Origin of the sequence: Psychrobacter sp. P11F6 (assembly GCF_001435295.1) — a bacterium.
Lineage (GTDB): Bacteria > Pseudomonadota > Gammaproteobacteria > Pseudomonadales > Moraxellaceae > Psychrobacter.
The window spans coordinates 1,214,068-1,240,108 of sequence record NZ_CM003594.1; the positions used below are offsets into that span (position 1 = coordinate 1,214,068).

The 26,041-nt window shown below is 42.4% G+C and carries 20 protein-coding genes; 9 read left to right on the forward strand and 11 right to left on the reverse strand.

Annotated features, from left to right (window positions below):
- Nucleotides 1-157: 157 nt before the first annotated feature.
- From AK822_RS05060 to AK822_RS05075, 4 genes are all read right to left on the reverse strand, one after another.
- Nucleotides 158-874, reverse strand: a complete 717-nt coding sequence (locus AK822_RS05060) for a cytochrome c1 (protein ID WP_045446804.1) — start codon at nucleotides 872-874, stop codon at nucleotides 158-160.
- Entirely contained in the window at nucleotides 874-2,094 is a 1,221-nt protein-coding gene (locus AK822_RS05065) for a cytochrome b (protein ID WP_372815435.1), read from the reverse strand. Before AK822_RS05065 ends, AK822_RS05060 begins: the two co-directional genes overlap by 1 nt.
- A gap of 7 nt (nucleotides 2,095-2,101) precedes the next feature.
- Nucleotides 2,102-2,686, reverse strand: coding sequence for a ubiquinol-cytochrome c reductase iron-sulfur subunit (gene petA / locus AK822_RS05070; RefSeq protein WP_045446807.1), 585 nt, complete (start codon nucleotides 2,684-2,686; stop codon nucleotides 2,102-2,104).
- A gap of 454 nt (nucleotides 2,687-3,140) precedes the next feature.
- Entirely contained in the window at nucleotides 3,141-5,084 is a 1,944-nt protein-coding gene (locus tag AK822_RS05075; protein ID WP_060490796.1) for an ATP-binding cassette domain-containing protein, read from the reverse strand.
- Between the two features lie 241 nt (nucleotides 5,085-5,325).
- On the opposite strand from AK822_RS05075, the gene AK822_RS05080 reads away from it, so the two are divergent.
- The 3 genes from AK822_RS05080 (at nucleotide 5,326) to AK822_RS05090 (ending at nucleotide 9,101) form a co-directional block, all read left to right on the forward strand.
- Nucleotides 5,326-5,598, forward strand: coding sequence for a SlyX family protein (locus AK822_RS05080; protein ID WP_060490797.1), 273 nt, complete (start codon nucleotides 5,326-5,328; stop codon nucleotides 5,596-5,598).
- 206 nt (nucleotides 5,599-5,804) lie between these two features.
- Nucleotides 5,805-7,199, forward strand: coding sequence for an outer membrane protein transport protein (locus tag AK822_RS05085; RefSeq protein WP_060490798.1), 1,395 nt, complete (start codon nucleotides 5,805-5,807; stop codon nucleotides 7,197-7,199).
- A 405-nt stretch (nucleotides 7,200-7,604) separates the two neighbouring features.
- On the forward strand, nucleotides 7,605-9,101 hold the full coding sequence (locus tag AK822_RS05090) for a hypothetical protein (protein WP_060490799.1): 1,497 nt from the start codon (nucleotides 7,605-7,607) through the stop codon (nucleotides 9,099-9,101).
- Nucleotides 9,102-9,796: 695 nt separating this feature from the next.
- On the opposite strand, the gene putP is transcribed toward AK822_RS05090, so the two are convergent.
- Nucleotides 9,797-11,296, reverse strand: a complete 1,500-nt coding sequence (putP, locus tag AK822_RS05095) for a sodium/proline symporter PutP (protein ID WP_045446819.1) — start codon at nucleotides 11,294-11,296, stop codon at nucleotides 9,797-9,799.
- Between the two features lie 477 nt (nucleotides 11,297-11,773).
- A complete protein-coding gene (locus AK822_RS05100) occupies nucleotides 11,774-12,646 on the reverse strand; it encodes a LysR family transcriptional regulator (RefSeq protein ID WP_045446822.1) in 873 nt (290 codons plus the stop codon).
- A 487-nt stretch (nucleotides 12,647-13,133) separates the two neighbouring features.
- On the opposite strand from AK822_RS05100, the gene leuC reads away from it, so the two are divergent.
- From leuC to AK822_RS05130, 6 genes are all read left to right on the forward strand, one after another.
- Nucleotides 13,134-14,552: a 3-isopropylmalate dehydratase large subunit gene (gene leuC, locus AK822_RS05105; protein WP_060490800.1), complete on the forward strand. Its 1,419-nt coding sequence runs from the start codon at nucleotides 13,134-13,136 to the stop codon at nucleotides 14,550-14,552.
- Between the two features lie 25 nt (nucleotides 14,553-14,577).
- Nucleotides 14,578-15,042 (forward strand): hypothetical protein, encoded by a 465-nt coding sequence (locus AK822_RS05110; protein WP_060490801.1) that lies wholly within the window; start codon nucleotides 14,578-14,580, stop codon nucleotides 15,040-15,042.
- Nucleotides 15,043-15,089: 47 nt separating this feature from the next.
- Complete coding sequence (gene leuD / locus AK822_RS05115; protein WP_060490802.1) at nucleotides 15,090-15,740, forward strand: 3-isopropylmalate dehydratase small subunit; 651 nt, start codon at nucleotides 15,090-15,092, stop codon at nucleotides 15,738-15,740.
- Nucleotides 15,741-15,881: 141 nt separating this feature from the next.
- A complete protein-coding gene (locus AK822_RS05120; protein WP_060490803.1) occupies nucleotides 15,882-16,631 on the forward strand; it encodes a hypothetical protein in 750 nt (249 codons plus the stop codon).
- A gap of 301 nt (nucleotides 16,632-16,932) precedes the next feature.
- Entirely contained in the window at nucleotides 16,933-18,036 is a 1,104-nt protein-coding gene (leuB, locus tag AK822_RS05125) for a 3-isopropylmalate dehydrogenase (RefSeq protein ID WP_060490804.1), read from the forward strand.
- Between the two features lie 446 nt (nucleotides 18,037-18,482).
- A complete protein-coding gene (locus AK822_RS05130; RefSeq protein ID WP_060490805.1) occupies nucleotides 18,483-19,679 on the forward strand; it encodes a L,D-transpeptidase family protein in 1,197 nt (398 codons plus the stop codon).
- 304 nt (nucleotides 19,680-19,983) lie between these two features.
- Here the strand turns inward: AK822_RS05130 and infA are convergent, their stop codons facing one another.
- The 5 genes from infA to AK822_RS05155 form a co-directional block, all read right to left on the reverse strand.
- A complete protein-coding gene (infA, locus tag AK822_RS05135; protein WP_045446828.1) occupies nucleotides 19,984-20,205 on the reverse strand; it encodes a translation initiation factor IF-1 in 222 nt (73 codons plus the stop codon).
- A gap of 121 nt (nucleotides 20,206-20,326) precedes the next feature.
- Nucleotides 20,327-21,166 (reverse strand): tRNA pseudouridine(38-40) synthase TruA, encoded by an 840-nt coding sequence (gene truA / locus AK822_RS05140; protein WP_060492179.1) that lies wholly within the window; start codon nucleotides 21,164-21,166, stop codon nucleotides 20,327-20,329.
- Between the two features lie 74 nt (nucleotides 21,167-21,240).
- Nucleotides 21,241-22,326 carry an asparaginase gene (locus AK822_RS05145; protein WP_060492180.1) on the reverse strand — a complete coding sequence of 362 codons (1,086 nt, stop codon included), beginning with the start codon at nucleotides 22,324-22,326 and terminating at the stop codon, nucleotides 21,241-21,243.
- 177 nt (nucleotides 22,327-22,503) lie between these two features.
- Entirely contained in the window at nucleotides 22,504-24,147 is a 1,644-nt protein-coding gene (locus AK822_RS05150) for a FimV/HubP family polar landmark protein (protein ID WP_060490806.1), read from the reverse strand.
- 51 nt (nucleotides 24,148-24,198) lie between these two features.
- The gene (locus AK822_RS05155) at nucleotides 24,199-25,953 is read right to left on the reverse strand and encodes a type IV pilus assembly protein FimV (RefSeq protein ID WP_060490807.1); all 1,755 of its coding nucleotides are present in this window, start codon (nucleotides 25,951-25,953) and stop codon (nucleotides 24,199-24,201) included.
- Between the last annotated feature and the right edge of the window lie 88 nt (nucleotides 25,954-26,041).

Sequence of the window (26,041 nt, forward strand, 5' to 3'; positions counted from 1 at the left end):
CAAAGTTGCCCTGATTATCAAGGCAAGGTACGTAAACATTGCGGGTGAGCCTTGTTTTAAATAATGGTTCAGTGTTTTAGGGTCTTTTAAGAGACAAAAAAAGGCACTACCAGAGCAGTGCCTTTTTTTCGATAAAAATATATTTTTTAATACTTAATTATTTTACATCTTTCCAGAATTCTTTGTTCAATAAGTAAACTGGAATGAGTAATACTAATAAGAATAAAATCACAAAGAAGCCAATCACTTGACGGTCATGACGGTTAGGCTCTGCCATCCACGCCATAAAGTTAACCAAATCACCCACTTCAGATTCAAACTCTTCAGCACTTAGCTCTTCTTGCATATTATGCAATACATGAGGCATCGCCGCATTGGCAAGTACTAAGTTATTGGCACCCCAAGGACGGCTTGGGTCTTCATAAAACGATAACAGGTAAGTATATACCCAGTCATCGCCACGTAGTCTGGTCTCAAGTGATAAGTCTGGTGGTGCTGCGCCAAACCATGATGCTTGTACTTCAGGATCAATTTCAGCATTGATATGATCACCGATTTGATCGGTGGTGACCATCAAATACTTTTCGACCAACTCAGGTGGTATCTCTAAATCTTTAGCAATGCGCGAGTGACGAACATACTGTGCAGAGTGACAACCAGCACAGTAGTTCATAAAGATTTTCGCACCGTTTTGTAGCGAGCCCTTATTGGTAAAATCAATAGGAGCAGTACTACAAGCTAAGTGTTCTTCAACACCCTCAGCATTGGTGAATGTGCCACATCCACCGCCACCAGCTGCCAGTGCAGTACCAGCCGTCAAGGTTAATGCCGCGCCTAAGCCTAGACCCGCTAGGGATTTAATTAGCGTGTTCATTAGTGACCTCCGGTAACGCGTTCTGGTGGCTGTTTACACTTCTCAATAGAGGTATAAATTGGCATCAGTAAGAAAAACAAGAAATACAAGACAGTGAAGATACGAGCCATCAATGTTGCTGTTGGTGTCGTTGGCGTCGCGCCTAAGTAACCTAAAACTAAGAAACTAATCGCAAACACGGTTAAAGCAATTTTAGATAAAATGCCTTTATAACGTATAGAGCGTACAGGCGATCTGTCTAGCCATGGTATCAAGAATAGTACGGCAATCGCACCACCCATCGCAATCACACCACCCAACTTGTCAGGAACCGCACGTAAAATGGCATAGAATGGCGTGTAATACCATACTGGTGCAATGTGTGCTGGTGTTTTCAATGAATTCGCTGTCTCAAAGTTTGGTGGCTCAAGGAAGAATCCACCGCCTTCTGGGAAGAAGAATACCACTGCAAAGAACAAGATAAAGAAGACCACGATACCAATCATATCATGCACTGTGTAGTACGGATGGAATTCAATACCATCTAACGGCACACCATTTTTATCTTTTAGCTTCTTGATATCAATACCATCAGGGTTGTTCGAACCCACATGGTGTAGCGCTACAATATGCATGAATACTAAGCCCACAAGTACGAGCGGGATAGCAACCACATGTAGAGCAAAGAAGCGGTTTAGGGTGATACCTGAGATAATATAGTCACCACGTACCCATTCTGCAAGCCCATCACCAATCACAGGTAGAGCAGCAGGAAGGTTCAAGATAACCTGTGCACCCCAAAATGACATGTTGCCCCAAGGAAGTAGGTAACCGAAGAAACCTTCTGCCATCAATGCTAAGTAAATACCCATACCGATGAGCCAAATAAGCTCACGTGGTTTCTGGTATGAACCATATAGCAGTGCTCTGAACATATGCAGATAGACGACCACAAAGAACGCAGATGCGCCAGTTGAGTGCATATAACGGATGAGCCAACCACCTTTGACATCGCGCATGATGTATTCAACAGACGCAAATGCCCCTTCGGCACTTGGGTTGTACATCATGGTTAGCCAAATACCTGTTACCAATTGGTTAACCAATACCACCATTGATAACACGCCAAAAAAGTACCAAAAGTTAAAGTTTTTTGGTGCATAGTACTTTGACATATGGTATTCATAGGTTTCGGTCGCTGGAAAGCGTGCGTCCACCCAATGCATTAACTTTTTACCCATGCTCATATTAAGCCTCCCCAATCGTCAAGATGGTACCATCCATGTTGTAATCTGGGACAGGTAAGTTAAGCGGTGCAGGAACGCCACTATAAACGCGACCCGCCAAGTCATATTTAGACCCGTGGCATGGGCAGAAAAATCCGCCATACCAATCATTACCACCCAAGTCAGCCGCGCCAACATCAGGACGGTAGTTTGGTGCACAACCTAAATGTGTACAGACGCCTTCTACTACCAATACTTCTGGCGAGATAGAGCGTTCTGGATTTTTACAGTATTCAGGTTGTAATGATGCATCAGATTCAGGGTCAGACAGTAAAGGTTTTACTGACGCTAAAGTCGCTAGCATGTCTTCTGTGCGTTTGACCACAAAAATGGGTTTACCGCGATATTTGACAACGATCATCTGTCCTGCTTCGATAGAACCAATATCTTGGGTCACTGCAGCCCCTGCAGCCTCAGCTTTAGCGCTTGGGTACCAAGAACGGACAAAAGGTGTTGCCACAGCAGCTACCCCAGCTGCACCAATCGCGGCAGTCGAGGCAATAAGAACTCTACGGCGTTGTACGTTAACGCCTTCGGCTTGGCTCATTAATACTTCCTCCAGGTGAATGAAATGGGATTATCCCACACTGGGTTTGTGGCTTAGAAAATGTACAATATCAAGCCACTTTGGCTGTGCCTAATTTTGCTAATTGTTGCTATTCTAAGCTATTTCGGTGATAAAATAAATTATTGCGTTAAAAATAAAGCAACCTTGATAGAACATACTCTAAGGTTGAATAGGAGAATTGATGCAAAATAGCTGCATTATCAATGTCTCACATAGATTTTTTGGCAAGGATTATAAGCGTGATGACCTTATAATTAATAAGGATATTTTGCAATAGCGAATGATACTCGAAATTAAGGTAATGTTCACTAACTTTCAGTACCTAACTACTATGTAAGTAGTCGTAAACCAATAATCACCGCTTTATAAGAACAAAACGGTGATTATTTTATTACTTTTTATGTTTTATAAAACATGGCTTTATTCGCTAACGTTAGCTCTCAAGCTCACTCCAACGCTCAAGCTTACTCATCATCTCATCTTCAATCGTCAGTAGGCGCTCACTGGCAGCAGTCGCTGCATTAACGTCAGTGGTGAACCATGAGCCATCTGCTAATTTCTCTTGCAATTGGGCTTGTTCAGCTTCTAATGCAGCGATTTCTTTTGGTAAATTGTCCAGTTCACGCTGTTCATTGAAGTTGAGCTTTTTGGCAGCTTTGTTAGGTTTTGCTGCGGTTGTCTTATTGGTAACTTTACTGGCAGTATTTGCATTATTGGCTGGTGCTCTAGCCGCGTGTGCGGCTTGCTCACGGTTTTTTTGTACCAAATACTCTTGATAACCACCGACATACTCTTTGACGATACCTTTGCCGTCTTCATCTTGGTCAAATACCCAAGTAGAAGTAACGACATTGTCCATAAATGAGCGGTCATGGCTGATTAGCAAAATCGTACCGCCAAAGCTGGCGACTGACTCTTCTAGTAGCTCAAGTGTCGCCATATCCAAGTCGTTGGTTGGCTCATCGAGTACCAGAATGTTGGCAGGCTTTAATAGCTGCTTGGCAAGTAGTACGCGGTTACGCTCACCACCTGATAGTGCTTTGACAGGGGTACGCGCGCGCTCTGGGGCAAATAAGAAATCTTGTAGATAGCTCATGATGTGCGTCTTGCGACCGCCCACTTCTACGAAGTCTGAGCCTTCAGAGACGTTTTGCGCCACACTGGCTTCAAGGTCTAACTGATCGCGCAACTGGTCGAAGAAAGCGATTTTTAAGTTAGTGCCTAATTCAACACTACCAGTCTTTGTGACTTCGTCATCAGACATATCCAGTAGGGCTTTAATCAGTGTGGTTTTGCCCGCACCGTTGGGTCCGACAATACCGATTTTATCGCCGCGCATAATAGTGGTCGTAAAGTTATCAACCAATACATTGCCATCATACTCAAGATGTAAGTTTTTGACTTTACAGACCAGCTTACCGCTTTTCTCGCCTTGACCCATGGTGATGTTGACATTGCCGACTTGCTCACGGCGATCGCTACGCTCTTCACGCAGGGCTTTTAGCTCACGGACACGGCCTTCGTTACGGGTACGGCGGGCTTTGATACCTTGACGAATCCAAACTTCTTCTTGCGCCAGTTTTTTATCAAAGTTGGCGTTGTTTTTTTCTTCAGCCAATAACTGTAGTTCTTTTAGTTCTTGATAGCGGGCATAGCCACCTTCGCCTTGAGTGACGTCATAGCTGGTCAATTGACCACGATCTAGCTCAATGATGCGCGTCGATAGTTTATTGACGAATGCTCTATCATGGGTGACAAACAACAATGTTAGACCTTGCCAATCCAATAAAAAGCGCTCTAGCCATTCAATACTATCAACGTCTAAATGGTTGGTTGGTTCATCGAGCAGCAGTACATCAGGTTTGGTGACCAATGAGCGTGCTAGTAGTACACGGCGCTTACGACCACCTGATAATGAAGATAAATCATCATCTGGATCCAGCCCCATGGTTTTGATCAGGCGGGTGGCTTCCCGTTCTAAATCCCAACCGTGTACCGCATCGATATCATGCTGTAAATCGGCCATACGCTCACAAGCATCCATGTCGCCATTGGCACATAAATCTGTTTGGGCATTGTAGTTGATAAGCAGCTCAGCCGTACGGCTGCTACCACCCATAACGATGTCTAGGATACGTCCGCTTGTCTCGGGAACGTCTTGTTCTAGCATCGCCACGCGCACGCTGCTATTGATAATGACTTCGCCGCTATCAGGTTGTAAGGTGCCGTTAATTAGCTTAAATAAGGTGGATTTGCCTTCGCCATTACGGCCAATTAAACAGACACGTTCACCTGCCTCAATAGCAAAATCAATGCCATCAAGAACAGGAGCGACGCCAAAAGCAAGGTGGATATCTTTTAAATGTATCAGAGCCATAGAATATCTTAAGCTTATATAATAGTGAGGTAGGGGTTGCTGCAAAATTGCGAGCAGTATAACATGCCATCACGTGACTGTAGTGAGCGTAAATGATTTTATCCGCACTATTTATGGCTTTTATTAACGGCTGCTATTTTATAAAGAGCATCGTCGTCTAATTGCTACTTTGTATCGGTCATCGAGCCATTTTATTAATGAATCCTACCAGTCTTATGTTTATGATAATTCAGAGAAAAATATGAATCAATTTAATCCTCAAGATAAGGCTCAGAACGAGGCTTTAGCTGTGCACACGGACTTACAAACGCAACAAGTCATTGATTTACAGATGAGTATGGCGCATCTAGAGATGACAGTAGAGCGACTCGATGAGGTGATTGCGCGGCAAGATAAAGATATTCAGACATTACAACGACAGTTGCAGCTGATTTATAAACAAGTGGATAGTCAGGATCCTGAAGGCGGCATTGCGCCTTTTGATGTAATGGCAGAAAGACCCCCTCATTATTAATATCTACAAAAACTAAATGGTTGAAAATTTATAACTATTATATCCGCATTGTGAGATACAGATACTGTTCAGTCATAATCAGGAAATAATGTGTTTTTGCAGTTGTTTTAATGTTCGAAAATCATTACTATCCTCCACCTCGGATGCTGCTTGCTTATTAAAATTAAGTAAAGTAGTAAAACAATGCGGACGTTTGGAGATACATAATGCGCGCAAATTTTCATTTGAAAACTCTCACAGTAGCTGTCGCTGCTCTTTCTATTGCTAGCGTTGCTAGTGCTGCTGGTCTTGATCGTTCAGGTCAAGATATCACTGCATTCTTACAAGATGGCACCTACGCCGAATCTGTTTATACTTATATCGATGCCGATGTGAGTGGTAAAGACTTGTCAGGCAATAAGCTCAATGATATCGCAGAGTCTTATGATTTTTTCCGTTATGGTGTAAAAGCAGATATTAACGACACGTTTAGCATCGGTATTTTATATGATGAGCCCTTTGGTGCCGCTGCTGATTATAACGGTCAAAACGATTTCGTCACTGACAGTGATCGTGACGCTATCATTCAAGATTTTACAAAAATTCCTAATGTTACCGAAGCTTATGTCGATAACGTATTGATACCGCAATTGCAAGGAGCGCTGGCGCCAGGTAATCCAGGTGGTTTGACAGCTGATCAATTAAAAGAGGCGCAGGGTAAGCTAATTGGTCTTGAAGCCGCTAAAGGTCTAGCAGCAGTAGCGGGCGAAGCGACACAAGTAGAAGTACGTACTGAGAGTATTACTGGTATTCTTGGTGCTAAATTTGGTGCTAATAAAGAGTTTCAAGCTTATGGTGGTCCAGTGGCTCAGCGCGTAAAGGCAGATGTAAAATTGCGCGGTGATGCATACAGTTCAGCCAAGGGTTATACCACTCACATCAGTAATGACCAAGACTATGGCTGGATCGCTGGTATGGCTTATAGCAAGCCTGAAATTGCACTTAAGGCTGCTTTGACGTATCGCTCTGAAATCAAGCATAATGCAAAAGCTTTTGAGACTTTTCCAATTGCTACGGCTGCAGGTGCTACCGCTGGTCTAGCGTTGCCGACTACCAGACATTCTGATATTGAAATCAACACGCCAGAATCAGTCAACTTTGATTTCCAGACGGGTATCAATCCTACCATGCTAGCTACTGCGAAAGTCCGTTGGGTGCCTTGGAGTGATTTTGCTATCGTACCGTCACTATACAATGATGTCAGTAAAGTATCGACAAAAGATGATGAAGGCTTGGCATTAGTTAGTTACGATGAAGATCAATGGCAAGTTGAGCTAGGTCTCGCTAAGCGCATGACGCCAGCATTAGCAGTAACAGGCACTGTCGGTTGGGATAGTGGTGCTGGTAACCCTGTAACCTCGCTAGGTCCTATCGAAGGCTACTACAGTGCTGGTTTGGGTGCCAAGTACAATGTGACTGAAAACTGGGCAGTATCAGCTGGCGGTAAATATCTATGGTTCGGTGATGCTAAAGGCCAAATTCCGACTAAAGCCGTGGTTAGTAACTTTGAAGACAACGATGGTTTTGCACTTGGCGTGAAGCTTTCTTACCAAGCAAACTAATGTGATGTGTCATTTGCTAAGTTATAAATCCATAGTCTAGATAATAAAAAGCGATCCTGATTGGGTCGCTTTTTTATGCCAGCGTGTTTAAGTTTAATAAAAGATTAGAGTATTTTAGGATTATTAAGTTACAACAGATAGGGATCTGACTGCTATCTCTAAAAAATACTGATAGTAATTTAAAAAATATCAGAATGAAAAACTAGATATTAGTCTTGTACGTGTATCTTATTTGTACTGTCCAGTCATATTCGGGAAATAAAGCACTTTAATTGTTGTTTTAGTGTCAAAAAGGCATTAGTATTCATCTCAGGACACGACTTTTATAATCATAAAGTTATGCGCAGCAATGCTAAATATTGATTATTTAAGTAGTAAAACAACAAGGACGTTTGGAGATACACAATGCGCAATACTTTTCATTTAAAAACCCTTGCAGTAGCGATTGCCGCTTTTTCTGTAGCTAGCGTAACCAGTGCTGCTGGTCTTGACCGTTCAGGTCAGGATGTCACAGCCTTCCTCCAAGATGGCACCTATGCTGAAGCTGTTTACACCTATATCGATGCTGATGTTAGTGGTTATGATAGCGCCAATAACGTTCCTACGAATAACACCTATGTTAGAGGTGATAAGACTGGCGATATCGCTGAGTATTATGACTTCTTTCGTTATGGCGTAAAAACAGATATCAATGAAACCTTTAGTGTTGGTGTCTTATATGATGAGCCCTTTGGCGCAGCAGCGAAATATACTGGTGATAACAATTTTGTGTCGAAAGGCGATATTAATGCCTCAATAACTCAGTTAACGGGTGGCCAGTTTGACGCCAACACTCTTGGCCCTGCAATTCAAGGTTTGACACAGCAGGCTCAAGCAGCAGGTGCGGAAGCGCAACGACTTGGACAATTAGCTGCAACAGCTACAGACCCTCAAGTCGCACAAGGTCTTGCACAACAAGCTCAAGCTCAAGCAGCAGCAGCGCAAGGTTTTGTGAATCAGGCCACTGGTCTCGGTACAGCAAATGCGATAGCACAAGCAGAAGCAGCTAATGCAGGAGAAGGCACTAACGTTGAAGTACGTAGTAATAGTCTGACAGCCATTCTTGGCGCAAAATTTGGTGCCAATAAAGAGTTTCAAGTATACGGTGGTCCAGTCGCTCAGCGTATTGAGTCTGAAGTGAAATTACGAGGTTTGGCTTATGGTCCTGCTACTGGCTATACCTCACGTAACAGCCCTGATATGGATTATGGTTATATAGCCGGTATTGCTTATAGCAAACCTGAAATTGCCTTAAAAGCAGCACTGACCTATCGCTCTGAAATTGATCACAACATGAAAGTGGCTGAAACCTATCCTTTAGCTGGCGTTATAGCTGGTGATCCAGCTGCAGCCAATCGCACTAGTAATATGGAAATTACTACTCCTAAATCCGTAAACTTTGATTTTCAAACCGGTATTAACCCAACGACGTTAGCAACTGCAAAAGTGCGCTGGGTACCTTGGGGTGACTTTAAGATTACGCCGCCACTATATAATGAGGTTAGTAAAAGATCTTATGGACCTGATGGTTTGAACTTGGTTGAGTACGAAGAGGATCAATGGCAAGTAGAGCTTGGTCTAGCCAAGCGTGTTGCGCCAGCACTTGCAATTAGTGGTACCGTTGGTTGGGATAGTGGTGCTGGTAACCCTGTCACTTCGTTAGGTCCTATCGAAGGCTATTACAGTGCTGGTTTGGGTGCAAAGTATAACGTGACAGAAAACTGGGCGGTATCAGCAGGTGGCAAATACCTATGGTTTGGCGATGCCCAAGGTGTGTTGCCAAGTGACAAAATTGTTGGTGACTTTCAAGACAATGATGGATACATATTCGGTGTAAAATTGTCTTACCAAGACACTAAATAATACGCATATTTTGCCGTATTAATACATAAAAAAAGCGATCCGTGATGGGTCGCTTTTTTATCGGTGTTCGAAATAGAAATTGATATAAAAGAACATTAAATCAACGACTTTAAAGTGTGCATAAAGGTTTTTAGCAAAATAATAAATTTATTTGACAGCTTTTTTTAGACGATGTCTAAGACGGCAGTGATTTGTTTCTTGCCCGCAATTAAACGATATTTGCCTCAAACATAAGCCACAAAATCATTGAGTTATTACGATCATAAGTATATTTCAGCTGAAATATACGCTTCTTGAAACACACTTAAATCCAAGACTCATTGACCTCTCAGCGCTAATAGATATCATAACTGCCATATCTCTAACTTTTTAGCCTCGCTGAGGTAGTTCTGCTTATCCATTTATCTTTGATATTTGAGGTGCATTATAAATTTATTCAGTAGTATATCTTACACTAACAAGTTAGATGATTAATGACATAGCATAAGTGGCTACAAGCGTGATGATTGAGTGAAAAGTTAACACCTGAATTATGAAATGTTATAGCGCTATTAGCTAAGTATGAGATCTCTAATAGAAATAACCATAGCTTACTTATGTACCAATGTCCTAGGTATTATATTTAATAGTCATCAATACAAAAACCTCGCCAATAATGGCGAGGTTTTTTTATAGTGATAATTATATCGATAAGCTTATTTATTTAAATTAAGTTCCATTTCTTTAAATTTCGCAGTAACAGAGGCTTTTGGACCGCCTGTCATGATACTTACCGCAAAAATGGCGATTGTACTTAAGATAAAGCCCGGAACGATAGCATATAACCAGCTATTGAGTGCCATGCCATTCATCTGGAAAGGACCGTAAATCCATAGGATAACCGTCAATGCACCAACGACCATACCAGCAACTGCACCATTACGGTTCATACCGCGCCAGATTAGGCTGAAAATAACCAACGGTCCAAATGCGGCACCAAACCCTGCCCAAGCGTTAGAAACCAAATTCAATACTGAGCTTTCTGGATTAGACGCCAGTAAAATGGCAACAACGGCGACAATGATTACGGAAATGCGGCCGACCAATACTTGACGCGCCTCAGGTGCATCTTGATCAAAAAACAACTTATAGACATCTTTAGTTAACGAGCTTGATACCACCAATAGCTGTGATGAGATGGTACTCATAATCGCAGCTAAAATTGCAGCTAATAAGAAGCCTGAAACCAATGGATGGAATAAAAACTGCGTAAATACTAAAAAGATGGTCTCAGGATCATCTAAAGTCATCGCTGTCTTTTGCACATACGCACGACCAGCAAAACCTGTCATCAGTGCCCCGATAAGGCTGACAATCATCCAGCTCATACCGATGTTACGGGCAGTAGGGACATCTTTGACTGAGCGAATGGCCATAAAACGTACAATAATGTGTGGCTGACCAAAATAACCTAAACCCCATGCCATCAATGACACAATGCCAAGGATACTCATCCCATTAGTAATGTTAAGCAAGCTTGGATCGATATTTCTAACCGCTTGAGTAGTGGCTGAAATACCGCCCAGATCAGTGAAAGCGACGACAGGAACAATGACCATCGCAAATAGCATGATGATACCCTGTACAAAGTCAGTCATCGAAACAGCTAAGAAACCACCGAATAACGTATAAGCAACGACAACGCCAGCGGTGACCCATAGACCAGTGCTATAAGAAAGATTCAGTGAGCTTTCGAAGAGTTTACCACCGCCTACTAGGCTTGCAGCAGTATAAACCGTGAAGAATAAAATGATAACCACGGCTGAGATAACACGCAGCATGTGCGACTTATCTTCGAAGCGGTTGGCGAAATAATCGGGTAGAGTGATGGCATTGTCAGCCACTTCGGTATAAACGCGAAGACGCGGTGCCACGATAAGGTAGTTTAAAAATGCACCAAGTGTCAAACCAAGTGCGATCCATATACTCACGACACCGTCAGCATACATATAGCCGGGCAAGCCAAGTAGTAACCAACCTGACATATCTGATGCACCTGCCGATAGTGCAGTGACTGCTGGACCTAAACTGCGTCCTCCTAACATATAGCCTTCAGTATCATTGGCTTGCTTAAAGTAAGCGTAAATGCCAATACCAATCATCACTAAAAAATAGGCGCCAAGTGATACCAGCACGCCACTAGAAACTCCGTTCATATAAATTGTCCTTAACCAACATGGTTGGCGGTAATTATTTTAACTATAAAGATTAAGTGTTATAAGACGATGTCCCAAACAATATCTAAAGACGAAAAAAGCCATTAAGTAGGACATAATGGCTTTTATTCAATATCTGCTGTTAGTTTTATATGATTGATGCTGTTCTAGGGCTAATACGAATTCGCAGTGTTTAGAGGTCAATAAGAATGTCATATTACATCATATCGATTGCTCGTATTTGCGACTCAGTTATCAGTATCGGCCACCTATATAACCAATCATTTAAAACCATTAAACCTACTATTAACCATCATATATTACTCGAAGTGTTCAATATATGACTATCAGTGTTCTTATAGTAAATTTTTGTTATAAAAACAACGTCAAGCGTATTATAACGCATGAGGGTCATAAATGCGAATAGCGTGCTTTTTAGATTCCATAGCACGCTCTAATCATCGTTTAGCGGGAGTCTTATTCAATAGGCGCTAACAAGTCTAACAAAGCTGTAACGCTGCTAGATTGCGTCAATTTCGGATTGATAACCACACCCAAATAGCGTTGTAACTCTATATTGTCTGCCATATCGATACGTTCTAAATCCTGACTAATCATGGTTTGCGGTAATACAGACCATCCCAGACCAACAGAAACCAGCATGCGAATAGACTCAAGAGGATTGGTGCTCATCGTGGCATAGGGTTTCAGATTGTGCTTGGCGAATTCAGCCAAGGTAATTTGACTGGTAAAGGTGTTGGCAGACGGTAAAATAGCAGGATAGCGTGCCAATTGCTCTAGTGTCACATTAGATTTGGTCGCTAAAGGCGATAGCGTACCTGTCATAAAGTAAAGAGGGTCTGACCATAGCGTATGATAGGTCAAACGCTTATCATAGACGGGCGGCAGTGTTAAAAATGCTAATGATAAATCGCCATCGAGTACGGCTTTGTGCGCTTTTTCTGAATCAACGAAATGTACTTCTAGTTGTACGGCAGGATAAGCTTGGATAAAATGCTTAAGTACAGGCGCTAAATGGTGCAAGCCAATATGATGACTGGTACCGATCACTAATTTGCCAGATACGATATGCTGGGAGTGTTGCAGATTAATCTTAAAATTCTCATAATCTTCTAGCCAACGCTTGGCGTGCGGCAGCATTTCATTGGCTGCTTGGGTTGGTACAATGCCGCGTCCCACCGTATCAAACAAAGTAATGTTGAATTCATCTTCCAAATTTTTGATGCGTTTACTGACGGCAGGCTGTGTGATAAACAGTTTTTCTGCGGCACCTGAGATGCTGCCAGTGTGCATAACGGTAACGAATGTCGTCAAGTTTGTGGTGTTCAAACGGATGTCCTTAGCTACTTTGCGAGCTATAAATAAAAGTTGGCTGACCCAATCACAATGTATTAGAAATAAAAGTTTGCGTCTGGGCAAAAATCATCAATTATTATTATAGGATTAGCCTGCTATAATCACAAGACATCAAGACGTATTGTGACATATTTATTCTATTAAATTGACTATTTGCAGCTCATCGTACGTTTTAAGCGCTGATAATGGTCATCAATGTACAATCGCCAATATAAAAATATTGATTTTGATACAAGCGCTGCTGACGATGCCGCTGATAATAAAGTATCGCGACGTATAAAATTCAAAGAAAATTTTTACCATAGGCTATAGTCGATTCAATTTAAAAGTAGTAAAAGGCAACTGAGTGTAGATGTATATTTAATACTTCAAGCGAGGTTAACGCAGTAATACTTTTATAGTGGAATGACTATAAGCAAGTAAAAAAACCAGTAATTAGCAACCAATAAAGGATAGCAACATGGCCGGTCAAACGTTATATGACAAACTTTGGAATGCTCACGAAGTCACCAAGCGTGACGATGGTTCGAGCCTGATTTATATCGACCGCCATCTGTTGCATGAAGTGACCAGTCCGCAAGCATTTGAAGGTTTGGAGTTAGCCAATAGAGCACCGTGGCGCCTGTCGGCTAATATCGCCAGTCCTGACCATAACGTACCCACAGTCACTAAAGAGCGTTTAGAAGGCGTGCCTGGTATCAAAGACAAGGTATCACGCTTGCAGGTAGTGACATTGGATGAAAATTGCACCAAATTTGATATCGCTGAGTTTACGATTAATGATGCTCGTCAAGGCATTTTACACGTCGTTGGCCCTGAGCAAGGTTTGGTGTTACCGGGTATGACGGTTGTTTGTGGTGATTCGCATACTGCTACTCATGGCGCGCTGGGCTGCTTAGCGCACGGTATCGGCACATCAGAGGTTGAGCATGTATTGGCAACGCAATGTTTGATTCAAAAGAAATCAAAAAATATGCAAATTCGTGTCACTGGTAAGCTTGGTGCTGGCGTGACCTCAAAAGACGTGGTATTAGCTATTATCGCTAAAATTGGCACGGCTGGCGGGACAGGCCATGCTATCGAATTTGCTGGGCAAGTATTTGAAGAGATGAGTATGGAAGGTCGTATGACCGTTTGTAACATGGCGATCGAAGCGGGTGCTCGCGTGGGTATGGTTGCAGTCGATGACACGACCATTGAATATGTCAAAGGTCGTCCTTATGCGCCAACCTCTGAGCAATGGGCGCAAGCGGAAGCTTACTGGCGTACCTTATATTCAGATGATGACGCAGTATTTGATACTGTTGTTGAGTTGGATGGTAGCCAAATAGCGCCACAAGTCTCTTGGGGAACCTCTCCTGAAATGGTTGTCGATATCACTCAATCTGTACCAACACCTGATCAAGCGGTAGATGAGGCACAAGAAGAAGGCTGGTTACGTGCTTATACCTATATGGGTTTAGACGCTGGGCAAAAGATTACCGATATCCGGCTTGATCGCATTTTTATTGGTTCATGTACCAATTCGCGTATTGAAGATTTGCGTGATGCCGCCGCAGTCATTAAAGGTCGTAAAGTCGCTGACAATATCAAAGAAGCCATCGTTGTGGCAGGTTCTGGGCAAGTGAAGTTGCAGGCTGAAGCAGAAGGCTTAGATGCCTTGTTTACTGAGGCTGGATTTGAGTGGCGTGAGCCGGGTTGTTCGATGTGTCTTGCCATGAATGCGGATAAGCTTGAGCCACAAGAGCATTGCGCTTCAACGTCCAACCGTAACTTTGAAGGCCGTCAGGGCAATGGTGGTCGTACCCATTTGGTCAGCCCAGCAATGGCAGCTGCCGCCGCATTGGCGGGTCACTTTGTCGATGTGCGTACGTTTTAACTTTTCATTTCTATAGAGCATAAAAATGAAAATGCTGTTTGTTTTATTTTGCTTATTGGGTAGCTCTCAGCTAGCGATGGCTCGTGATTACTGTAATGGAAGATTTGCCTATTGTGTCGATGTGCCAAATCAATTGGCATGGTTGCCTGAGGCAGATAATGGTGATGGTCGTCATTTTAAGTTACCCAACTCTAATGCCACTATTTTGGTCTTTGGGAGTAATACACCAACTGTTTTCTTTTATACCGATAGCGATTATCTAAAAGAGAAGCAGCATCGATATAAAACAGGCATGACCGTTACTTACGAGCTGTTAAAAGATAAAACCTATACAGCAAGCGGCTATAGAAAAGACGGTCAAGTTTTTTATCATGTTATTAAAGTTAAGGATGGTCAGGAAGCAGTATTACATCTGAACTATCCTGAAAGTGAAAAAACTAAAATGACAAGTATTGTTAAACAAATGGCACGCTCTTTTAAGATTCATTAGACCGTCAAAAAAATTTACGTTAGTAATCGATATTTTAAGGAAAACTCATGCAAGCTTATAACACTCAAACGGGTATCGTTTGCCCATTAGATCGCGCAAACGTCGATACCGATCAAATTATTGCAAAACAGTTTTTAAAGTCTATTAAACGCACAGGATTTGGCGTCAATTTGTTTGATGATTGGCGTTATCTCGACGAAGGATATCCGGGTCAAGACAATAGCACACGCGTTATCAATCCAGAATTTGTGCTAAATAAGCCGCGTTATCAAGGCGCGACTATTTTGCTGGCACGCCGCAACTTTGGTTGTGGTTCTAGTCGTGAGCATGCGCCTTGGGCGTTGTCTGAATATGGTTTTCGTACGGTGATTGCACCAAGCTTTGCCGATATTTTTTATAACAATTGCTTTAAAAACGGCATGCTACCAATTGTCTTGGATGAGGCAATTGTAGATACATTAATGAAAGACACGCTTGCTAATGAAGGCTATGAGCTAACTGCAGATCTTGAACGCCAAGTCGTCGTCACCTCAACAGGTGAAGAATATACATTTGACGTAGATGCTTTTCGCAAACATTGCTTGTTAAACGGGCTTGATGATATTGGTTTAACCTTGCAGCAAAGCGATGCCATTAAAGATTATGAGCATAAGATGATGCAAAAAACACCATGGATATTTAACGATGTACGAGCATAAATCATGAATCTGCAAGCCATTACTTATAAAACTGCTGAACAGTAATAATGTAACGTTGAGTTATGGCGGTGAACTGGCTAAAATGAAGGGTAGTTTTTTTACGATATTTTATTATTTCTCTCATAAATAGTAGCCGCCATTATGAATAAAAAACGTTATGCTTTATGGACAAGTACGGTTGTTGCCGCAAGCTTATTGTTGTCAGGCTGTCAGCTATTGACTGGGTATCAGAAAATAGATGAGGCAGAAAACGCCAAAGCATGGGCAGGTAAGATTCAACCGATTGCGGGTGAAGTCAATATTGCCTGTATAGGAACTTATCATTGTGAAATTGCACGGATAGATAAGACACGAGTGATAGGGGCTGATACGCATGAGCCTATCAATCCTGCCATGCTGGTCGCGATGAAAGATATGAGTGCAAAGGGCAAAAGTCATACCAGCAATAAGCATGCACAAACATCAATGCACGCAAACATAGATATGACACCACTCGCTCATAAAAATGAGATTAAAATTGTACCTTTGTCTGCCTCAGGCATGCCGGGTTTAACCAATTATTATGCGCGGGTAAAACCTGCAAAACGCGAAGTACAGGTGAATTTCTATCCAGAAAACAATCTGGGCTATGTTGAGCGTTTTACTTTAATTCACGATTTTATTGACGCTGATACTTATCAATTACGCGCTTATCAGAAAAAATCTAACGATAATTCTGGCAGTTTATTAGACACCGCTTCACCACAGCCGCTATGTGTTGACCTGTATCAAGGCAACACTGTACAGCGCCGATTTTGTAAAGAGCTGTCTGCTGAGCATCAAGGAGAGTTTGTAGAAACTCGTATCGTGAAAGCATTGCCTGCATCATCGAAAGTAAAAGCCAAAGCTTAAAGCCTATTTGATTTTCAAAAATAGTAAATTGATCACGGTTTTTTGTGCTATTGAAGGCACTAAAAATCGTTTTTAGGAAAATATCGTAAATTTGTAGTATTAGGGCTTGTCCTCAATTCAATCGATTATCCTCTAAATGAGTTGAAAATGGCTAAATTTTGCCAAACATCGTTAAATAGCTTATCAATATCTCGATATTATTTGCGCTACTTTCCTTGTTTGACGGCAATTTTTATCACCATTTTTAAAATGAGGACATGCCCTAACATAAATAAAAAACTACCTACCCACAAGGATTAGTATGGCAACGATTTTAACATTAGCGGGCGATGGTATCGGTCCCGAAATCATGACTCAAGCCATTGACGTACTGAATGCGGTCAATAAGAAATTTGCGTTAGATTTGACACTTGAATCTGGATTGATTGGCGGTGTGGGCATTGACGCAACGGGCGAGCCTTTGCCAGATGAAACGCTAGACCGTGCCCGTGCAGCAGATGCGGTATTGTTAGGAGCGGTCGGTGGCCCTAAATGGGATGGTATTGAACGCAGCAAGCGCCCTGAACGTGGTTTACTTAAAATACGTGGTGAGCTTGGTTTGTTTGCTAATCTACGTGTGGCAAAGCTTTACCCGCAGTTGGTCAATGCGTCTAGTATCAAACCTGAGATTATTTCAGGCTTGGATTTGCTTATCGTTCGTGAGTTGACTGGTGGTATCTATTTTGGTGAGCCACGTGGAATCCGCACGCTAGAGAATGGTGAACAGCAAGGCTACAACACCATGGTCTATAGCACAAGCGAGATTCAGCGTATCGGCAAAGTTGCTTTTGAATTGGCAAAAACACGTGCGCAAGCAGCAGGCACAGCAGCGAAAGTTTGCTCAGTGGACAAAGCAAACGTATTAGAAGTCACCGAGCTGTGGAAGCAAACGATGACCCAAATGCAGCAAGCAGATTATAGCGAAGTGGCGTTATCGCACATGTATGCTGACAATGCTTGTATGCAACTTATCAAAGACCCTAAGCAGTTTGATGTCATGGTGACGGGCAATATGTTCGGTGATATCTTGTCTGATGAAGCTGCTATGCTCACTGGATCTATCGGTATGCTGCCATCAGCCAGTCTTGATGAAGCAGGCAAAGGCATGTATGAGCCCTGTCATGGTTCAGCGCCTGACATTGCTGGGCAGGACAAAGCCAACCCATTGGCGACTATTTTATCGGTTGCGATGATGCTGCGTTATACCTTTAAGCAAGAAGCAGCGGCACAAGCGATTGAGCAAGCAGTGAGTGATGTCCTTGATGACGGTTTGCGTACGCTTGATATCTTAGACAGTAGTGAAGCTGGATTGAAGCAAGTAGGGTGCCAAGAGATGGGTCAAGCAGTATTGGCTAAATTACTCTAGTACCACTATAGTGATATAGATTAAATTTTCCCCTGTTTTATTTTGATAGGGAAAAATTCTTATCTTTATCGTTTATCGTCGTTCTAAACCCATAGTTTGCTCAGCAAATTATGGGTTTTTTTATGTTTATTTTAATCACTTTCTAGCGGTAACATACTAAATCAGATAGTTGTAAAAAAGTACTTGTTTTAACACAGACACCGCAGGACAAGGGCTTTATTAACATAAAGCTGTTATATGCTCACAAGGTAATATGGCACTATTAACAGCTTACAAACCACTAGAACCACAGACTTTCACGTTAGAAGAGAGCTGATGAAAAAGTGTTTGAGTAAAAGTGTTTGAGTAAAGTTGGTTATGAAGGCGTTACAACTCAAAATAACAAGCCTTGATGACAACATAACAAAATAAAACTTATTATTTTTATAAAAAATTAGGAGCATGAGGTGTATCAATTAAAAAAAATTAGCACAGCAGTAGCGATGATTGGTTTTTCTACGGCAGTTTTCATGGGGCAGAGCGTTGCAGCACCACTGGATAGTGTAAATACTAACAATCAAGCAACGACCAATAACTCTGACAACCAAACACCGACCAATAACGATGAAGCCAGTATTAGCAAAAATAATGCTCATAAGGCGAATGCTGCTGAAGAGGTCAGCCCTGTGACCAATGGCGTTAGCCAAAAGCTAGCACGTGATAGCAAAACAGCAAATGCTTCGAACAAATTTTTACCTACCATCAAGTACACGACAGACAATTTATCAGTTGCTGCGCAAAAGGTGAATGATGCCACTTGGAAAGAGGGTATGAGTATCGACCGCGTCATCGGTACTAAATTGCAAGCCTTATTAAATTGGCATCACAATGGTGTGGGTCCTGTTGATGGTTATTGGGGCAAGAATACTCGCAAGGCCATGCAAGCGTTTCAACAAGCAAATGGTTTGGCAGTCACTGACACGCTAAACAACGAAACATGGCAAGCACTGACAAAGAATGAAAAACTCGCGGTGCAGCCAGTGCTAGTCAGTTATCAGATAACTGATGCGGATGTTAATATTAAAATGACAGAAATACCAGCTGGTGCTGAAGCCAAATCCAAACTTGAGGGATTGTATTACGAGAGCATCACAGAAGGGCTAGCAGAAAAATTCCATATTAGTGAAAGCTATCTCAAAGCGTTAAACCCTAAGGCTAGCTTTACGGCGGGTGAAACCATCACAGTTTATAATCCTGGCAATCCAAATACCAAGCCTGTCAGTCGAGTCGTTGCTGATAAAGCCACTGAAACGCTATATGCCTATGATGATAAAGACAACTTAGTTGCCAGCTATCCGACCACAGTAGGTAGTACGGCAACACCGTCACCAACAGGGACACATACGGTAGAGGTGAAGGTGCATGAGCCTAATTATACTTATACTGCTGAGGACGGTAGCAAGTCTATTCTTCCACCTGGCCCTAATAATCCAGTGGGCTCGGTATGGATTGGGCTTAGTAAGCCTTCTTATGGTATTCATGGCTCACCAGATCCTGATCGTATCAGCCGTCAAGCCTCAGCGGGTTGTATACGCCTGACAAATTGGGATGCACTTGCTTTGCTAGGGGTGATTCAAAACGGTGCGACTGTTGAGTTTAAATAGTGCCTCACTATTTCTTAACCATGCTACTTCTTAACCATGATTTAAAAATTTGAAAGTAAGTCAACTCATAAAATTTAGACAAAAAAATACCGCTGAAATTTAGCGGTATTTTTTATGATAAAAACAAATAACTAAGACTGAATAACTAAAATATTGATAGGCAATAATGAGCAGGTTAGCATTTTCATTATTATTATCAGTTAAACCACCCAAGCGTCTATATCAGCTATCAGCGAAAAGAAGCCATTTAGCAACCAGCTGTATTTATATAAATGCTTTTATAACCATTTTAGTTTATAAGAAATTAGTTTTTGCCACGATAAGTAATACGACCTTTTGATAGGTCATAAGGTGTCATTTCGACCTTAACTTTATCACCTGTCAAGATACGGATATAATGCTTACGCATCTTACCTGAGATGTGAGCAATGATTTCGTGTCCGTTTTCTAAACGAACTCTAAACAGGGTATTTGGAAGGGTGTCAATGACTTCGCCTTCAAATTCAATAATATCGTCTTTTGCCATAGTTGGTATCAATCAATTAAAAATAAGCCCATATTATACGTAAGTTAGCGGATTAAAGCAATACAGCACTAGGTTTTTACTTGACAGCCTGTAACCGTTATGTATGCCAACTTCTATTTATTCAGTCAGGTAAATTTAGCCAAATGGGGGTTAAAGGAGCATTTGGTAGTCGTTGTTGAAAATGCTCAGGATAGTAAGCGTTGATAAAATATAGACCATCACCAGAGGCAGTAGGTGGTGCGATAGTACGATCTTTTTTGGATAAAATATCTAAAAAGGCTTCTGGTTGCAACTCGTGTCGACCGATGGCATACAAGGTGCCCATTAAGTTACGAACCATATGATGCAAAAATCCATCTGCTTGAATGTCAAAAACGATAAACTGACCATGGGCAAAGAGTCTTGCGTGACTGACTGAGCGTACTGGTTGATTAGACTGGCAAGCAGCGGCGCGGTAGCTACTAAAATCGTGGGTACCGACGATCTCAGCCGCCGCCAGTTGCATCGCTGCTAAATCGAGCGGTTCATAGATATGAGTGACTTGGTGATTCAAAATAGCAGGGCGCTGCGCTTGATTCAGTGTGATGTAGCGATAGCGACGGGCAATGGCACCAAAACGCGCATGAAAGTCGTCAGGCATAGGTTGAATCCACCGCAGGGCGATATCATCAGGTAATAGACTGTTTACCCCGCGCAGCCAGTTATGAGTAGGACGATAGGCACGTGTCGTAAAGTGGGCAATCATATTGCTGGCATGGACGCTTGCATCGGTACGACCAGCCGCGACGACCTCTACCGCCTCATTGGCAACTTTACTGATAGCGGTTTCTAATGCTTCTTGTACGCCTAATACTTCTCGTTGCCGCTGCCAGCCATGATAGCGCGTCCCCAAAAACTCAATTGCAATGGCTAATGTATAGGTTGGGGGCGTTTTAGCATTGATGCTGTTAATCTCGGACATGTTAATCTCGGACATGGTTGGTATTGGATATTTTCGTATTGGCGCCTATAAATATAAACATATTTAACGATAGTCTAACGTTTTTTGATAGTGGTGCCCGCCTGATTGACATTGTTCAACCAACGTTGTCTGCGCCGAGTGGGATTGTCATAACGCAGCAATAGCCATAATAATCGTGCATAGATAGCGGGAATCGTTAAGCGTCCGCCAGCAATCACATGATACTCATATTGCCAACTACCAGCCGCATAGCTGTCACTGACACCGCCAAATGGAGATTGGCTAGCGCATATCACCATGTGGCCGTTTTTATAAGCAAGCTCTAGTGCCTCTGCTAGTGCTTGTGAATAAGGAACATTACCTGCGCCAAATCCTAATAGGATAATGCCACATGGCGGCTGTGATAATAATGCCTGTAGCTGGCTAGTCATTACCTCAGTGTCGTTTGGCAAGCAATATAAAGCATGAATGCGTGCTTGCTCAGATCGAGATTCGATATGGTCAATCATTGCTTGCTGATCATCGAGCCAATGCTGGCGGCGGGTATCCGGTAAGTTTTTGATATAACTATTGGCAGGATAGGCAGCTCTGGAGTGACCCGTAAATGCCATCAAATCATGGCTATGAATTTTTTGTACCGTTTGCGCAGGCCAAGACTCACCGCCAAAAGCAATCTTCACACCTGACTCACCAGCAGCAGCCATTTTTAGTGAATCGCTGAGGTTATCCCATGCGTCGCTATGGTCATCGATATCATAGGAATGTATCACCTCGCTGTCTAACAATGGGCGCATACTACCAGTGACGACTATACAAATATCACTGCCAGCAAATGCTTCTGCTAAAAACGCACCCAAATAACTCAAAGTATCTGTACCAGTGATGAGCACAAAACGCCTGTCGCCTTGTGCATAGGCTGCTAGCAAAAGCTGATAAAAATGTACAAAGTCGTTAGGGGTAAGTTGGCTACTGTCTTTAATTAAGGCATTATCCAGCCATGAGATTTGAGGCAAGTGGTTAGCGTTATCTTGGTCAGTCAATAGCTTTTGTAAAGTCGGTAAGAATACTTCTGCTGATAACGGTGCTAAGGGTCGTCCATAGCTACCAAAAGTACCGCCAGCATAAATGAGTTGGACAGGATTGGATAATGTATTTGTCATAGCAGAAAATGGCATAGTATGAGCCGTAATAAAGAAGTATGTGATAAAAAAGAGAGTTTAAGGTTGAATGCTAATAGCGCTCAGTAATAATAAATAGTATAAAGGTTAAATGAAAAAAAAATCAGCAAGTATTCTTAGTGTTATAGAATACTTGCTGACAAAAGAACGATGGGGCTTTTACGCAGTACGATCTAGTAAGACTTTTGCTTGGTTCTGTTGCTCATTAGTGCCCTGAATTAATACCTCATTCAATAAGCGTTTGGCACTGTCGTATTCACCCAATTGTAAATATTGGCCTGCCAAATCTAGCGTAACTTGAGTGCTATCTAATGATTTGACAAAGTCAAAGTCGGCCGCAAAGCGCGAGGAGAAGTCTTCTGCTGTTTCAGCGGCATCTTCGGCTGTAAGGGCAGACTCGTCCTCAATTGGAGCAACTGGGCTGAGTGCTGTTGAAGAGTGAGTATCAAATTCATTGTCTAATAAAGAGTTATCATCAAATAGCAACGGGGCTGTCGGTGTAACACTAGATTCTTCAGCAAGAGCATATTCTGAATCATTATTATCAAGCGATTGTGCTTCGAGATTAATATTTTCAAAGCTCTCAGTTTCGAAGCTTCCAGTTTCAAAGCTCTCAGTTTCGAAACGATCTTCTTCAATAATGAAGTTATCAGTATCACTATTTTCTTCAAGTACAGGTGATTCGCTTTCTGTTAATGTTTCTATGTTGTTTGGCGCATCGAGACTGTCTAAAGACAAAGTGAAATCATTTTCTTCGTCATTCTGGACAGTGTTGATAGACAATGCTTCAGCAGTTTCGTCAACACCTTTATCGACATCAGTTGCTAGATCATCAAAGTCTAAAATGAACGCGTCATCTTCTAGCGTCATTTCATCGTTAATACTATCAGGGCGTTCTGGAATGACAGAATCCGTTGCCTGCGCATCAGTTTCTTCAGATGAATCAAAGCTAAAGTCAAAATCACTAAGATCATTGAGATCATTATCTTTTGCGTACACCGCGACATCATTATCAGTTATGTCGATATTGGCAGTGTTCAGGCTTTCATCATCTGTCATCTCTAATGATGACGTGACTGGCGTCGTATCAGTCGCCTCAGATGCGCTAATATTACTCTCTAAATCACTCAGCGTAAGATCAAAGTTATCTTCTATATTGTCGCTAGTAAGACTGGCCTCATAAGATGTGTTTGTCACTGACGAGTTAGACATACTGTCGTCTATCATCGTACTACGGTTATCTTCAGAGGTTGCTGGCTGATCAGATAGCGCGTTCTTACTATCGATTTGATTAATCGGTAAGTCAAAATCTATGCTTTCAAAATGGCTATTATCTTCTACGGGTGCCTCTTTTGCTGCGACTTGATTCTGCTCTTCCGAAAATAAAGCTTTTAACTCATCAGCTAGCGCAAGACTTTTTGGGTCGCTTTGCGTCTTGATGGCATCATAAACTTTGTTAAAGTTCTCTGGCTGATTAATAGTCGCGTATATGCTGAGTAATTTAACAGACAATTGGCCATCATTCGGTTTTTCGCTTAGGCCGCGACTGAGGGTTTCAATGGCTTTGTCATAACGCTGTTGATCCATGAAGCGCTGGGCAATCGTAATATGATCAAACTTATTGTCATCATCTTTGTGGCTTTGGGCAGGAGTTTTGTGATCCGTTTTTGGCATCGGAGCTGGCGTAGTGGTACTCATTCCCGGCTGCGCTGAGGGCTTTTGCGCTTTCTTTTTGTACAATAGTAAACCGGCTACTATTAGAATAAGTACCAATCCGGCGATGATATATAGCATATTGTCCATAGTTACTCCCACGCCTATGATCACAGCACACTGCGTTGATCAGTTAGGCAATTATTGATTGCGTAGTTTTTTGAGACGAGCTTGGAGCTCAGCCAGTTTTTGGTTTTGTAATTGAATTTTTCTCGTATAGCTATCAAGTGCACTGCTGGTTTTTGACAGCTGCTGAGCTTGAGCTGCCGTACTTTGTCTTGAGGCCTTGAGCGTGGCTAATATATCTGTGCTGAGACCATTACCTGTTGCCGCTGCTGATGTTGCTTGGGTGCCATCTGCGTTGCCATTACGACCAGGTGCGAGCACTGAAAATTGTGCTTTTGGCAGCGTTTGTGTTTTAGTAATCATGGGTTTTTTACGCTGTTTAGCGACTTGATTTGTTTCAGACGGTTTTTTAGAGGGTGCTTTGGCAGCCTTTTTTACCACAGGTGTGTTTGCTCTGCGGCTATATTGTCTTTGCGCTTTAATAGCTGCTTCTAGTTTTTGTTGTGATGGTACAGCATCGTAACTGGGCAAGCTAAGCTTGGCATCCGCTTTGAGTTGACCCGCGTCTTTATTAATAAAGGCATCAGGGTTTTGTGTCTGAATCTGCTTCATTACTGTTTGAATGTCTAAGTCATTTTCTTGCGCAATTTGCTGTGCAATAACCCAAAGACTGTCGTTGCGCTGTACTTGATATTGGGACGCAGTAGTAGTGTTGGCTGCCGTACTGATAGAGGCGTTGTTGGTGACACGAGATGGGACAGTGGCGACAGCTGTATTGCTAGTGTCAAGACTGGCTTTTGGTGTACTCGCTTGGTTGTCACTCGGCGTTGGCATAATAGGAGAAGCAGTCATCATGCCAGCTTCTGATTTGCTACTCGGCTGTATCTGGCGAGTGACTTGAATATTCAAAATATCGAGCTGTTTATCAGTGACAGCTGTAGCTGATAGACTATTATCTATTGGCATGGTCTTGTTATTGACTAGGGCTGTATCATTCGCTACATTCTTAGCAGAATTGAGGTCAATATTGCTGTTACCCATTGTGGTAACATTGCCATTTGCACTCAAGCGACCATTGTCTAATCGACTGGTTGGATTACGATCATTGTCGTTAGCGTTAAGAGTGTTGTTAACGTTGTTTAAACGACCGTTATCTAGCCGGCTAGGCGCATAAGCAAGATTGTTGCCTTGCGAGGTAGGAGTCGTTGTAGGTGCTTGGATATTAGGTGCTGGCAATTTAGACATCACCAACTCGCTCGTTGACGAGTGAGTAGTCGCTAGTATGGGCGATAATGTTAATGGCGGCGGTGCACCTTCTCTAACGGTCAACGGTTTAGCCGTATTAGAGGACACACTGGGTAGATTGGGTTTCTTTGCGCCAGTAACGATGTTTTTAGGCGTGTCAATGGGCAAACGGCTATTGAGCGGCATCAACAATGTCTTGGGAATGACGTTGCGTTGACCCTTATCATTTATGTTCAAAACCACATCAGCAAAAGGTGTAGATACAGGTTTTGAGGTAGTAATAAATACTTGACCGCTGGTCGCTGAGGTAGGTTTAAAACGTACGGTCATCGAATCAGTTTGGGCCAAGCCCATTTGCTGATAAATAGTAGAGTTTGCCAAACTTGCTGAAAAGTCAGCGGCTCGAATATCACTGACCACAATGCTCGCAGCTAGCGGCTCATGCTGGGCAGAGGTGACAACAGTCTTACCAATCGTTGCAGCTTGTGCACTCGATACGAGAGCCGCATAGCCTACAGAACAAAGTAGTGCCATCGAGACCGCGCGATGTACCGTAGTCAACCGATGAGATAAATGACAAGACATGTGGAGACCTTTAAGATATAAGTTATCTGTGCTGTTATAACAAAATACCATTTAGTTTACCAGTTTATTTCACAACTGTTGTGGACAA